We start from the raw sequence: 12713 nt of genomic DNA on the forward strand, positions 1-12713 counted from the left end.
CTGGCCCCAAAGACTCGCAGCAAACGCGAGAACTCCCGTAGTGGATCTTGTGAAAGATCCAAAGCACTCGATTTCAAACCAGACGGATCTTTAACAAGATCCACTACCGAAACAAACCCTTCCTTTCGCAAATAGGAGACCGTCCGATCACACTGGCCCCAAAGACTCGGAGCAAACGCGCGAACTCCCGTAGTGGATCTTGTTAAAGATCCAAAGCACTCGATTTCCAACCAGACGGATCTTTAACAAGATCCACTACCGAAACAAACCTTCCTTTCGCAAATAGGAGACCGTCCGGTCAAACTGGTCCCAGAAGGTTGCGTCGAACGGCCGAAGCTGTGGATAGCCAGGAACGACTGATCCAGTGAAACGATATTTTTCATACCCATCCATAGGAACCAAGCCTGCTCGCTCTGGATTGCGCGCGATGTATTCACAGACACCGCGAAACGCAGACTCCTGGCGTTGCGTCTCCGTGAGGACATGATCGTACGCTTGATCCTGCAACTCATAGTCAATGCGTTTCAGCGATTCATTGATCGACTTCCTAAAGTGCTTCATCGCTTTGAGTTGATCGGTGCCATCAAATAGTCCCATCCAGAACAGATGAAAATGATCCGGCATCAAGCAGAAGATGGGGCACACCAGGCCATACCGAAAACATGTGTGTGTGAGCAATTCCCGAAAGCGATAGAAGAATGCGACCGTCAGCCAATCCGACTTGCGTTCACGAATCGTCAGTGACCAGTGAACGATCGCTAACCCGCGATAGTAATCGGTTGGCAATCGTTTCAGGTGATCTCGTTTTTTCATCGCGACTCCCGTATTGGATCTTGTCAAAGATCCTCTGAATCTATCAAAATCCCGAACACGAGGGATCTTTGACAAGATTCACTACGATGCATATCGACTACGACAAGATGATGCAGCACGTCGACACGCATCCGTATCCGCTGCTGTTCGCTGGCCTCAGCGGAGCGCACCTGTACGGATTCCCGTCGGCCGATTCGGACTTCGATCTGCGTGGCGTGCAACCAAGGCCACAAATCGGATGGCGTATCGGTCAAACAGAACATCGACGGCTCGCTCGTCGCCAGATGTCCACTCACGCACCAACAAACCAACCGGCCGGTCCGTGATCGATTCGGCAATTTCCAATTCATTTTCTTGGCCGGTGTCCGGTTCCAAACTTGCTTCCGCACCTCCAGGGTAGTGGATCTTGTTAAAGATCCTGTTCTGGATGGATCTTTAACAAGATCCACTACGCCAGTAATTGATCCCACGTTGCTTACCGGTTTGGCCGGCTGAATATTTTCACGAAGACGAGTCCATGGTCTACATCGCCCCCGATCAATGTATCGACTGCGGGGCTTGCGTCCCGGAATGCCCCGCAGAAGCGATCTTCTACAAAGACGACGTGCCGGACCAATGGAAAAGCGACATCGAACTGGGGCGTACCAAGTCTGCCGAGTGTCCGTCGGCTCATGAATAAAACGCGTCGGATGCGAAATCACAGGCTGACATTACGTCAGCACGGGAAGACTTCTGAGTGAAGGCGGCTTCGACATCTCGAGGTTGATCTCGGGCCAATTTGCGGGGATGCGTTCAAGCAGATTGTCTCCGTAGATTCGGTCGAGTGCGAAGTCGTCTCGGTGGACGTAGCCAATGTGGCATCCACACGTCGAGTTCGGGCACACGGCCGGCCGCAGACGTTCCCAAATGTTGTCGCGATAGATATTTCCGATGGGAGCATCCACAAAGTGACAGCGGCGGGCGTCACCCTGGCTATCGACGGTGAACGACGTCATCCCCGTTTGACAGGGCTTTCCACGACTCGGCCAACGCTGTGCGTTCCAACGAAAGTACGGGTCGATGAAACTTAGAAACTGGATGTCGGCATCCGAGTATTGCACTCCGCTGCTCTTGGGCACATTCACCCATAGATAAACATCAGCCGATAAACGATTTCGCAAGTCGGCGATGACCTGGAAATGCTCCTGGAAGCCGACCACACCGACACTGAACCGAACCCCCAAATCCTGCAAGGTTTTGCAACGCTTTAAAAAACGCGTTGCATCGGTTTCGCCGGGATGGAACGTTGCCCAGACCGCTAGCCGATCTGCCTGCGCATCTTTGAAATCGCCCAGATGCCCGCTCAAGTTCGTCTGGATAGCAACCCGCCGCACATGGTCCATCCAAGAAAGGCGAATCATGGCTTCGCGATAATATCGGTGGATGATTGCCTCGCCCCACGGTGTGAAAAACACACCGGTTGGATTTCTGTGTATAGCGACCCAATCAACAAATCGATCAAGCTCATTGCGGTCACGAGCGAGTTCCTCACGCGTGTTGGTCGTCTTGCCAAATGGGCAGTAACCGCAGGCGTAGTTGCAGCTAGACAGAGAACCACGGTACAGAATGCGAGTGATATTCATTTCAGCTCAAACTGCTCCATCCGTGCTCGTACCGCATCGGAATACAACCAAGGGCCAATGACGTCACTGTGAGCAAGACCATCAGCACTGAGTCGCAATCGCTGGTCCACCCAAACGGCATATTCATGCTCGACCAGTTCATCGACTTGAGGAAGCAAGCTACGCACGTCGCCTCCGTATCGGTTCTGAAAAGCAAGTCGATCCAGACCGTCAGTTTGCAGCAGCGAACGGATCAAATATCGACGGCACTGTTCTTCGTGAGTGAGCCGTACGCCATAGTCGGCAACCGCGAAGTCTCGCTCGTCACGCCCGCAGAAATCAGCGATGATTTTTCGGACGCCGCCGCCGCTGACCGCGTAGTCGCTGCTGTAGTGCAGGCCAGACGTGTAGCTACGAGCGCCCGGTCCGAGGCCGATCATGCCGTCTTCCTGGCAACAATGCTGGGTGGAATAGTCGACGTCGCTGCGGCGAAACATGCGCATCGAGATCTGCTGATAGCCGGCTTTCAACAGCATATCGCGACCGAGCTCGTAGAGATGTCGACGATTTTCCGCAGGGCTCCGTCCCGTTCGCCCAAGGCCAGTCAATTGACGAACATAGAGCGGATACAGAAACATCTCTTCGGGTCTGTACATCAGTCCTCGCTCGACTGTTCGCATCCAATCCGCTTCGCTTTGATCGTGGTTGCCGTAGATCAAATCCAGGTTGAATATCTCGACGCCACACTCGCGAATCAAGTCAATCGCTCTTTCGACTTGCTCGTTTTTCTGCGGGCGTCCCAAACTGCTGAGGTCACGCTGCACAAAACTCTGGACGCCCATGCTGATCCGTCGCACACCATATTCGACCATCACACGGAGTTTCGTCGCATCCACGGTCGCCGGTGAAGTTTCCATTGAGAACGGCACGCTGCCGATGGAAACGGGCCAATCCCGCTCGATCATTTCGAAGACACGCTTCAGTTCGGTAGTATCGAGGTAGGTTGGCGTGCCGCCGCCGATTGCGATTTGCGCGATGGATTGCGGGCCCACGGACTCGAACACCATTCTCGATTGAATTGAAATCGCCTGCAGCGTTCGATCAACCAGTTCGCTGGGAGGCTGGGAAGCGGTGAACAGATTGCAGAAGCCACATCGCATCTCGCAGAACGGCAAATGCAAGTAGAGATAGAGTGCCGTCCGATCTTCCTCCGACCAAACGCTGGACAGGTCGACGGGCGGATCGAGTCGGCGATAAGACGTCTTATGGGGATAGGCATAAGCGTAACCCGCGTACTGATCACTCGCGATCGCCGCCGCTAAACCACTCGTTCGATTACCACTCGAAGTCGGCATAAGGTACCTCCCATACGACCGGATGCGCCAAACGATGCCCCCAATGCCCCTCTTCTCCGTATGCGGTCCCATGATCGGAGCAAATAATCGCAAACAGCCCACCGCGATCGTGAAAACACTTCCACAACTGAGGAAGCTGGCGGTCAATTTCAATCAACGCTGCTGCATGACTAGCAAGCGTGTCACGACCATCGGCAGGTTGCACGTCCGAGGCGAAAAACCAATTGGGCTGGTGGATCGCCGAAAAGTTGATGAAGCAAAACACATGTTTTTCGCGTTGACGCTCGATCGCGGCGACCGCACACTGGACCTGGTTGAATGCTGAGTCTCGATCAACAACGCTCATCGACGTCGACCAATGAGATTCGTCAAATAGTCCCGGCAGAACGCTCCCCAACGCGTTTTCAGGGTTGAAGAATCCAGTGCCACCGACACAAATCGTGTGGTAGCCGATCCTCGAGAGCGCTTGCGGAAGGGTCGCTTCGGGGAACACAAACGTTTGTTCCGATGTCGTCTCGCTGCCCACAAACTCCGCTGCAAACAAACGTGGGTGCAGGCCAGGGGAAATCGGTGTGGGCAAGAACCCCGCAAAAATCGCATGGTGTGCCGCGTAGGTAAATGTGGCAGGAGAGTGTCGACGATCCCAACCGACATCCGGCAGATACCGGGCAAGATTGGGAAGTCGTCCCCTCTCAAAAAGGGACTGCGCCACGTCGTAACGAAGCGTGTCCAAGGTAATCAGCAGGACGTCGCTGCGTCCGATATGATTCAGCACGGCACACCCTCCGCGAGTTCTCGCAAGTGCATCATCAACTCGGAGGGTCCACGAACATGGCGAGCCTCCCATCCAGCGGCTCTCGCACCGATGATGTCGCTCTCGATGGAATCACCAAAGTAAAGACACTCGCGGGGCTGCAATCCGAGGGCATTCGCAACGAAATCGAATGCTCGCGGATCAGGTTTCTCAAAACCGATGGCTTCCGATACGAACGTACGATTTTGAGGAAATACTTCACTGAGTGACAAACAACGGATCTTAGTGCCCTGCGTCCAAACGCCACCGTTGGTCAAAATCGCGATCGAGTAGATTGACCGGAGGTGTTCCAAGCAACGAATCAGTGATCGGTCCGGCTTGAGGAATCGCACCAGCGAACGGACAAAATCATGGTGGTCAATCTCATTGCCGGTCGTTAACCGGGCCTGCGCAAAAAAGGTCTCGCGATCTCCGTAACCATTTTGGTCGAGCGAACGCAATCGTGCTTGATCGCCGCTTCTCAAAGGCTCACCGCCACGACTCTGACTCGCAATCCAGTCGTCCATCGCACTTTGACGATCAAACAGCGTCTGGTCGAGATCAAACACAAGAGCCGCGGGATTCAAACCAAAGCCTCCCGATTGCAGCCACTGGATTTTAGAATGGCTTCGTAAACCGTTTGGCCGGCCGCGATCAGATTAGGCAGGAAATCTCCAAAAGCGTTGACTTCACAAACCAGAGGTGCCCCCGACCGCGGCAACAGAATGTCGACGCCGCAGTATCGAGTTCCCGGAAAACACCTTGCCGCGTGCAATGCCAAATGCCGACATGCCTGCAATCGCTCAGAACCAACAGCCTCGATGACGCTCTCAAGCGAAGCTCGCGCGTTGCCCAGATGCAGATTGGTGATCGGCGAAGAACTTTGTCTTGCAACGACATGGTCGGCTCGCCCGCCAACAACGACGATACGCAAGTCGAACCGATCACCATCGACGCGTGCTTTGTTGACCGCGACTTCCGCGATCATGCCTTGAGGTCCCAGTACACTGAAGATGTCTTGGATGTCGCGTGGGCAAGTGTACGAGCGAACTCGAAGCGAATTGAACAGTCCAACGCGTCCCGAATCACGAACAATTTCAATGGGTGCAATCAACTGCTGGCGATGGTTGCAGACGCGGTAGCAGCAAACACCCGATGCCGATGACGCATATCGAGGTTTCACGAAAACACGTCCACCACAGTCTTCAACAAACGCAGCCAGAGTCTCGACAAACCGAGTGGGTTCGATTGGCAACAGCGTTGTCTTGGGACGGTGCGGTAGCATCAGCCCGTGGGTTGCCCATTTGTCGAACATCACTTCGATGTCATTTGGCTGCTGATCAAGCTCAATGTCGGGGCGTCTGATGGACCAGTCATTCACACATCGCAGGACTCGGCAAATGCCCCTGTATTGGTGATCGAGTGACAGAATTTGGCCGATTTGCGGAAATTCGCCCCCGCCGCCATGGCGGATCAGCGACGCGATCACATCCGGGCGCTGGCCAAATGAGTCAATTCGCAGCCGAGATCCACTGGCGATCGGATCCAAAGCATCGGCAGCCTCGCTAACAACATCGGACCAGCCAACGCAACGAGGCTGTGGCAAACCACATCGCCTAGCATCAGCGATATAGTCAGCAACGCGGCGACCACGCGGATCGCCAAGGATCCAATGAGCTTGCTCCCGAGAGACCATGGAGCTATTCGCCTACTGCCACGAATCGCCACTCGTCGTCATCGTCCATGTGACTCGGCTTCGACAGATCCATTTTGATGGGCAGCTTTTTAAGCAGTTTGGTAACCTCGCTGGTTAAATAGTTGAAATGAAGACTGACGTGCTGGAGGCCCCCGCCGGTCGGAAGCGACAGGAGTGCCCGTCCACCCTCATCCGTCAGGACGCCCAGCGAGAGGTCCAGTGTTTCAATTCGCTGGACCAGCGGGCTGTTGACGATGACCGCAGCGATGTCATCGACATACTCGCAGTTCCGCAAGCCGAGGTACTTCAATTTTGGAAACAGCTCACCACTCAGTATCGGCTGCAAATCCTCGACGGAACTGTCCCCTCCGTACTCCTCGGTCCCCAACCAAAGTTCCAGATGCTCAAGGGCGGGAAAGTCCGATCGCCCAATCGAGCGAACCACTTCGGCCGACAATCCGCCTGACTCGCAGATCAGACCACGGAGCTTCGCATGCTTGGGCTTGTTGATTGCAAGGTCATTTCCACCGCGCGTTCGTAACAGCTCAAGGTCGGGGAACGCTTCGAGCAAGGGCGTCATGTCAGCTTGGTGAATCCACGACATTTCGTTTTCTTCCGAAATGATGTCACCAACGTAAATGGCCTTCAGGCTGCTGAGCCGATCGCAATTTTTGCACAGCAGTTCGATCACACCACGTGGATCGCTGTCGCTGTCATCTCCAGCCCAATTGCCGATCACAATCCCGATGGCTTCGGCAGCGGCATCGGTCTCAAGAAAATGCGTCAAATGAGGAATGCAATTCGCCTCGTCGTAGTCACTACGAAAACGATAAACCGTTTTCCCTCCGCGTGCGGCCTTCTTGTCAGGATTGTAATCGGCCACGCGCCGGCCGATGAAAGTCTTGGCATTGTGGCCAATATCGTCCTCTTTCAAAATCGAACGAAAAGCGAGCACCGGTAAACCGTCGGCATCGTCGCCCGTCGAGGCCGTCGCGCTATCGGCATCGACATAACCCTTCTTCATTTTTGCCGCGACGAGTTTCTCGAAATCCTTCTTGGCAGCTTCCTGATCCGCAAACGACTTCGTTTTCGTTTGGCCATCCGTACCCGCTCGCCCATACGTGACGGTGTGGCTGTTCCCGGAAAGCTCTATATTCCAAAACTTGTTGGATGCCGAATCCATGAAAACCAGTTCGCGTCGATCCATGGGGTACTCCTGATGATGAGAAGGTGCGAATGCCGAGTGAGAACCAGTAATTTAGCAAATTCAAACAAGCGGGGTGTGGCCAGCAAGCTGTTGACGTCGTCGACATTCGACCGCCGATCGTCCGCCCAATGCCGTGAGGCATCGGGTAACGCGAGCCACCCGGCCCGCTCACGCAATTCGGCTCATGAAATCGACTCGCCCTTAGGTTTCGATCACCGGTTCATAGAGTGCCGGATCATCAAACCCCGCCATCCACGCAGCGGCTTGGTGGCACGTTTCCATGCTTGGCGGCACCCGCAAAAAATATTGCCGAGCCGTTGATGGACATCGGCATGCCAACCCAACGAGCGGTTCATCCTCCTCGATGTCAATCTTCAATAGCTGCCGTTTCCCACCGGCATCCGTATCTTGATCGAGCTCTTTCGCACCGACTTCCTGGGAAAATTTCAGGTACCCCATGCGCTCAATCATGACACGACGAAGCTCGGCATTTTTCTCCGCCAAGACTTGTTTTGACGTGATTTTCTCCGCCTCGAAGGCGATTCGATGCGTCACCGGGACACTTCGCCATCGCAGCGGCGCGGCTTGAAGTGAATTCGGCAGCGATGAAATGCTCGAACCACCAATGTCGATCCACCCGGACACGCGCAGACCGTCGGGCACGTCATGCAAATTCACACATCCCGCCAAGTCCAGTTGCCCCAACGGTCCCATCCAATCGGGAAGCGAACGGATTTCCAGACAATTTCTTAACTGCACATTGCCATTGCAGATCGACGCCTCCTTTGGCCAATCCGATAACCGTGGACAATCGCTCGCATTCAAGAACCAAGTCGTCAGACGTTCTGGCAAGCGTTCCAAAAACGTGCAGCCACGCAGGCTGAGAGATCCGCATGAGAGTCCAGCAGGCAAGCGTTCGAGTTCCTTGCAATCGTCCAGATTCAATCGTGAACGCACTTTCACTCTGGACGGAAGGGCCTGGATGGATGTGCCACTGAGATTCAGGTCGTTGCAAACAATCGAACATGGGATCGCTCTCAGGTCGGTGCCGCTCAAGTCGATACTACCGTCGACTCGAACGGACTTCGTTTCGCCCGCCACGATGTGATCGCGAGCTTGGTTGGGTGTCATGGTTGATGCTTTCGACATGGCTTCAATCCCGGATGGTGCGGATTTCTTCGGGAGAGTATTCGCGTTGTCGCCACACGCGGTAAAAACCTGAATCGAGCTTGATCGCATCGTGCTCATCATGCACCAGCGTCGCTGCCTTCGCCGTGACGTGCAGAAACATGCCGTCTGGAGTGTCGTACAAGTCCGCAACACCCCGCTCGGCAATTCGATGACAGTGTCCCGTCAATTCACCGTGAGCCAGAATCGTGTGCTGAGCCTTACGGCGAACTTCCGGGAGCATCGCGACTTCCTCGACCATCACGTCCCCGTGACGAAATTGAGACATGGTATCCCTCTTGAGTTGGTGTGTGAGATTCCTGATCTCTGCCAATATATGCGGTCACTGGACACGTTTGGTCACTCGCCACCAACCATTTTCACTTCAGCAACCGGTTCATTGCCGCAGCCACCCCCAGCGTGACGTCCGTCATGCGGGGTAATCGAGTGTGTCGGGGGTGTCGAGTGTGTCGGGGGTGTCGGGGGCTTGGTGGTAGTTCGGATTGCGCAGGCAGCTGGTGTCGGTCAACATCAAGGCGGGATAGCCCTGGCCCCAGAACGAACGGTTGTCGCTGAGCCGAATCTCGTTGATCGTCTCAGGCAGGCATCCTGCTGGTAAATCGCCTGGACGCTGAAGAATCGACAATCCGCTAGAATACGACAGCGTCCTACAACGCAACAGACTCCACCTTTCAACAATTCACCTCTCACTCTTCGAGCTTCCACCATGACTTGGCGAGACTGGTACGACGCCCTCGACAAACCGGCCTGGACGCCTGAGCCATCGACGATCGGCCTGATCTGGCAGATCCTCTACCCCATCATCCTGATCACGTTCGCATACGTCTTCTACCGAGTCGCCCGCAAACAGATCCCTTGGCCCGTCGCGATCCCGTTTGCCATTAACCTAGTCGCCAACATCGCCTTCACGCCGATCCAATTCGGGCTACGAAACCTCCCCCTCGCCGCGGTCGACATCGCGATCGTGTGGATCACAATCCTGTGGGCCATGAAAGCCATCTGGCCCCACCACCGCGGGATCGCCCTCGCCCAGATCCCGTATCTCATCTGGGTCACGATCGCGAGCGTGTTGCAGTTCACGATCACCTGGAACAACGGGTGACTTGAGCATGGTCCTCAGCCTGCACATCAGGTTGTGTCGCCGAGGGATGAATCATAGAGTGACTTTTCCCCACGAGCGGCGGCCTCTATTCAGAGATCGTCGAAATCGAACCTTCATTACCTTTCCAACCTGAGCAAGAACTTCTGTGAGTTTGCCACGAGTCGTAGCCGATGGTCCGCTTTCGCCAGCTTTGGACGCGATGCTTCACGGACATGTTGAACTGCTGCCCTGGTCGGCGATCGATGCGGGCTGCGACGATTCGATCGACGGGGTTTACACCTACGGGCATCCGACCGTTGATGGGCAAATGATGGATCGATTGCCCAGTTTACGGGTGATCAGCAACAACGGCGTCGGCGTCGATCACATCGATCTGGAAGCGGCCAGGCAGCGGAAGATTGCTGTCGGAAATACGCCGGGAGTCGTGGACGGAGCGACCGCCGATATGGCGATCGCGTTGATGCTGGCCGTCGGCCGGCGAGTGGTGGAGAGTGACCAACTCGCTCGCGCTGCGGATTTTGACCAGCAGCGACCGCAATTGCTGATGGCTCATGAGGTCCACGGGACGACGATCGGTATCGTCGGATTGGGACGCATTGGCCGCCAGGTTGCGAAGCGGGCCGCTGGATTTGATATGCGAATCCTCTACCACAACCGCCGCGAACAAGTCGGCGACGGCGTGGACGCAACGTATGTGTCGTTTGACCAGCTGTTGGCTGATTCGGATTTTGTCGTTTTGACGGTTCCGTTGTCGCCCAGCACCAAGGGCATGATTGGGACACGCGAAATCAATTTGATGAAGTCAACAGCAGTCCTCGTCAACATCGCGCGCGGGCCCGTCGTCGATACCGCAGCGTTGACACAAGCGTTACAGGAGCAAAGGATTCGAGGTGCCGGTTTGGACGTGACGGACCCAGAACCTTTGCCACGAGACCATCCGCTGCTTCGCCAATCCAATGTCGTGATCACACCCCATCTCGGCAGCGCCACCTTCGAGACGCGGCAGAAAATGGCAGAGCTTTCCGTTAAAAATCTGCTTGCCGGACTTCGCGGCGACACGTTAACCCAACAAGTCGTCTGAAGATCGCATTCCAGAGCAACGTTCGCGGATAGTAGTGGCTCAAACAGGACGCTGAGGGAGAGAGGACGCTGAAGGACAGGGACGCTGGTGTCGTGTTGATGTTGCTCGTCCCGTTTGCCTGGGCACAACAGCCGGCAAACGAACATGTCGGACACACGACATTCAAAATAACTGATAAAAAACACTCAATATCCCCGAACCAAGGAATAGACGATGAAAGCGATAGGCTACAAGAAATCCGGTCCGATTACGGATCCCGAAGCACTGATCGAATTTGATGCGGAGACACCGGAGTTGCAACCGCATGATTTGCTGGTCGAAGTGCACGGCATTTCAGTCAATCCCGTCGACGTGAAAGTGCGAGCCGGAATGGCCCCTGAGAGCGGCATCAAGATCATCGGGTACGACGCGGCCGGGGTTGTTAAACAAGTTGGCAGCGACGTCAGCAAGTTCAAAGTTGGCGACGAAGTTTTCTACGCGGGCGACCTCACGCGGCCCGGAACGAACTCGGAACTGCATGCCGTTGACGAGCGGATTGTCGGGAAGAAACCGAAGTCGCTGGGCTTCGCGGAAGCCGCTGGCTTTCCGCTGACGTCGATTACTGCTTGGGAACTTCTTTTTGATTCGCTGGGCGTCAAAGAGGGCGACGGCCAAACCGATAGCCTGCTGGTGATTGGTGGCGCGGGCGGTGTCGGGTCGATTCTAATTCAGCTTGCCAAAAAGCTCACCGGGCTAACCGTCATTGCCACCGCGTCACGCCCCGAAACAGTCGATTGGGTCAAGAAGATGGGTGCCGATCATGTCATCAATCATCGTGAATCGCTGGTCGATCAACTGAAAGCTCTCTCGATCGAACCACGGTACGTCGCTGCCCTGACAGGAACCGATGGACATCTCCCGGCCATCATCGAACTGATTCAACCGCGCGGTCATGTCGCGTTCATTGATGACCCTGAAGTCCTGGATATCAAGCCTGGCAAACCCAAAGCCCTTAGCTTTAGCTGGGAATTCATGTTTGCTCGGTCCATGTTCCAAACGGATGACATCGAAAAGCAGCATGAATTGCTCAATCGCGTATCGGAAATGATTGACGATGGCATGCTGATTTCCACCGTGAACAACAACCTCGGAAAGCTCAGCGTGGAAACGCTCAGGGCAGCCCATGCCGAACAAGAGAGCGGACGTGCGATCGGCAAAAACGTACTTGACGGATTCCAGTAACCGACAGCGAGATAACAGAACGCGTCGAATCGAACGTCGCGACCATCGCCAGACAGTGGAATCCACGTTCTGGCGAACGTAGTTACTGGGGGTGATTCATTCGCGGTCGCTAAACAATTTCCCACTCAGCCAACGAAGTCAGTGAGTTGCTGACGCCCAGGCTCAATTTTAATTTTCCATTTCAAAACCCAACTCTGGCGAGAATCAAAACATGTCTCATCTAACCATCGTCGCAAACATCACAGCCAAGGCCGACAAAGTAGAAGTGGTCAAAGCTGAATTATTGAAGCTGATCGCTCCCACACACGCCGAAGAGGGATGCGTGCAATACGACCTTCACCAAGACAACGAGAACCCGGCTCACTTCGTGTTCTATGAAAACTGGCAGTCGCGCCAACTATGGCAATCCCACTCGGCAAACGAACACTTGAAGGACTACTTGGCGGCAACCGACGGTATGGTCGAAGAGTTCACGGTTAGCGAATTGACGAAAATTTCCTAGCGAGATGCTGTCAAGCGACTGGCGAACACCGTTCGTTCCGAGCTTCCAATGTGAGTTAGGAACGAGCGGGAAATAAGGACACCAGAAACAATAAGTGACGGGTGTACCGTAGTGGATCTTGTTAAAGATCCTGTTCTGGATGGATCTTTAACAA

General features: G+C 54.8%; 14 protein-coding genes and 2 pseudogenes. 6 read left to right on the plus strand and 10 right to left on the minus strand.

Features of this window, described 5'->3' with window-relative positions; genetic code table 11:
- Window positions 1–255 precede the first annotated feature (255 nt).
- Complete coding sequence (locus tag SH410x_RS16845; RefSeq protein ID WP_473669114.1) at window positions 256–813, minus strand: transposase; 558 nt, start codon at window positions 811–813, stop codon at window positions 256–258.
- 86 nt (window positions 814–899) lie between these two features.
- On the opposite strand from SH410x_RS16845, the pseudogene SH410x_RS16850 reads away from it, so the two are divergent.
- Window positions 900–1043 (plus strand): annotated as a pseudogene (locus tag SH410x_RS16850) (DNA polymerase beta superfamily protein); the annotation flags it as partial.
- A 287-nt stretch (window positions 1044–1330) separates the two neighbouring features.
- A complete protein-coding gene (locus SH410x_RS16855; protein ID WP_473669116.1) occupies window positions 1331–1492 on the plus strand; it encodes a 4Fe-4S dicluster domain-containing protein in 162 nt (53 codons plus the stop codon).
- 31 nt (window positions 1493–1523) lie between these two features.
- On the opposite strand, the gene SH410x_RS16860 is transcribed toward SH410x_RS16855, so the two are convergent.
- The 9 genes and pseudogenes from SH410x_RS16860 to SH410x_RS16900 form a co-directional block, all read right to left on the minus strand.
- Entirely contained in the window at window positions 1524–2435 is a 912-nt protein-coding gene (locus tag SH410x_RS16860) for an STM4011 family radical SAM protein (protein ID WP_473669118.1), read from the minus strand.
- Entirely contained in the window at window positions 2432–3769 is a 1338-nt protein-coding gene (locus SH410x_RS16865; protein ID WP_473669120.1) for an STM4012 family radical SAM protein, read from the minus strand. Before SH410x_RS16865 ends, SH410x_RS16860 begins: the two co-directional genes overlap by 4 nt.
- Window positions 3750–4544, minus strand: coding sequence for an STM4013/SEN3800 family hydrolase (locus SH410x_RS16870; protein ID WP_473669122.1), 795 nt, complete (start codon window positions 4542–4544; stop codon window positions 3750–3752). The genes SH410x_RS16865 and SH410x_RS16870 overlap by 20 nt, the downstream gene beginning before the upstream one ends.
- A complete protein-coding gene (locus SH410x_RS16875) occupies window positions 4538–5149 on the minus strand; it encodes an HAD family hydrolase (protein WP_473669124.1) in 612 nt (203 codons plus the stop codon). The genes SH410x_RS16870 and SH410x_RS16875 overlap by 7 nt, the downstream gene beginning before the upstream one ends.
- Window positions 5146–6258 (minus strand): STM4014 family protein, encoded by a 1113-nt coding sequence (locus tag SH410x_RS16880; protein WP_473669126.1) that lies wholly within the window; start codon window positions 6256–6258, stop codon window positions 5146–5148. Before SH410x_RS16880 ends, SH410x_RS16875 begins: the two co-directional genes overlap by 4 nt.
- A 4-nt stretch (window positions 6259–6262) precedes the next feature.
- Entirely contained in the window at window positions 6263–7465 is a 1203-nt protein-coding gene (locus SH410x_RS16885; protein WP_473669128.1) for an STM4015 family protein, read from the minus strand.
- 201 nt (window positions 7466–7666) lie between these two features.
- Window positions 7667–8614: a DUF6745 domain-containing protein gene (locus tag SH410x_RS16890; protein WP_473669130.1), complete on the minus strand. Its 948-nt coding sequence runs from the start codon at window positions 8612–8614 to the stop codon at window positions 7667–7669.
- A 4-nt stretch (window positions 8615–8618) separates the two neighbouring features.
- The gene (locus SH410x_RS16895; protein ID WP_473669132.1) at window positions 8619–8921 is read right to left on the minus strand and encodes a hypothetical protein; all 303 of its coding nucleotides are present in this window, start codon (window positions 8919–8921) and stop codon (window positions 8619–8621) included.
- Window positions 8922–9012: 91 nt separating this feature from the next.
- A pseudogene (locus SH410x_RS16900) lies at window positions 9013–9239 on the minus strand (peptidase M28); the annotation flags it as partial.
- A gap of 120 nt (window positions 9240–9359) precedes the next feature.
- On the opposite strand from SH410x_RS16900, the gene SH410x_RS16905 reads away from it, so the two are divergent.
- The 4 genes from SH410x_RS16905 to SH410x_RS16920 all read left to right on the plus strand — a co-directional run bounded on the left by SH410x_RS16905 (window position 9360) and on the right by SH410x_RS16920 (window position 12559).
- Complete coding sequence (locus SH410x_RS16905; protein WP_473669134.1) at window positions 9360–9755, plus strand: TspO/MBR family protein; 396 nt, start codon at window positions 9360–9362, stop codon at window positions 9753–9755.
- Between the two features lie 145 nt (window positions 9756–9900).
- Window positions 9901–10836 carry a 2-hydroxyacid dehydrogenase gene (locus SH410x_RS16910; RefSeq protein ID WP_473669136.1) on the plus strand — a complete coding sequence of 312 codons (936 nt, stop codon included), beginning with the start codon at window positions 9901–9903 and terminating at the stop codon, window positions 10834–10836.
- A 213-nt stretch (window positions 10837–11049) separates the two neighbouring features.
- Window positions 11050–12057, plus strand: coding sequence for a zinc-binding alcohol dehydrogenase family protein (locus SH410x_RS16915; RefSeq protein WP_473669138.1), 1008 nt, complete (start codon window positions 11050–11052; stop codon window positions 12055–12057).
- A gap of 211 nt (window positions 12058–12268) precedes the next feature.
- On the plus strand, window positions 12269–12559 hold the full coding sequence (locus SH410x_RS16920; RefSeq protein ID WP_473669140.1) for a putative quinol monooxygenase: 291 nt from the start codon (window positions 12269–12271) through the stop codon (window positions 12557–12559).
- The last annotated feature ends 154 nt before the right edge of the window (window positions 12560–12713 follow it).

Source organism: Rhodopirellula sp. SH410, assembly GCF_055811895.1.

Bases quoted from the DNA above. Each gene is read 5' to 3' on its own strand.
- SH410x_RS16845 (WP_473669114.1), bottom strand. From the start codon at position 813: ATGAAAAAACGAGATCACCTGAAACGATTGCCAACCGATTACTATCGC.
- SH410x_RS16855 (WP_473669116.1), top strand. From the start codon at position 1,331: ATGGTCTACATCGCCCCCGATCAATGTATCGACTGCGGGGCTTGCGTC.
- SH410x_RS16860 (WP_473669118.1), bottom strand. From the start codon at position 2,435: ATGAATATCACTCGCATTCTGTACCGTGGTTCTCTGTCTAGCTGCAAC.
- SH410x_RS16865 (WP_473669120.1), bottom strand. From the start codon at position 3,769: ATGCCGACTTCGAGTGGTAATCGAACGAGTGGTTTAGCGGCGGCGATC.
- SH410x_RS16880 (WP_473669126.1), bottom strand. From the start codon at position 6,258: ATGGTCTCTCGGGAGCAAGCTCATTGGATCCTTGGCGATCCGCGTGGT.
- SH410x_RS16885 (WP_473669128.1), bottom strand. From the start codon at position 7,465: ATGGATCGACGCGAACTGGTTTTCATGGATTCGGCATCCAACAAGTTT.
- SH410x_RS16890 (WP_473669130.1), bottom strand. From the start codon at position 8,614: ATGTCGAAAGCATCAACCATGACACCCAACCAAGCTCGCGATCACATC.
- SH410x_RS16895 (WP_473669132.1), bottom strand. From the start codon at position 8,921: ATGTCTCAATTTCGTCACGGGGACGTGATGGTCGAGGAAGTCGCGATG.
- SH410x_RS16905 (WP_473669134.1), top strand. From the start codon at position 9,360: ATGACTTGGCGAGACTGGTACGACGCCCTCGACAAACCGGCCTGGACG.
- SH410x_RS16915 (WP_473669138.1), top strand. From the start codon at position 11,050: ATGAAAGCGATAGGCTACAAGAAATCCGGTCCGATTACGGATCCCGAA.
- SH410x_RS16920 (WP_473669140.1), top strand. From the start codon at position 12,269: ATGTCTCATCTAACCATCGTCGCAAACATCACAGCCAAGGCCGACAAA.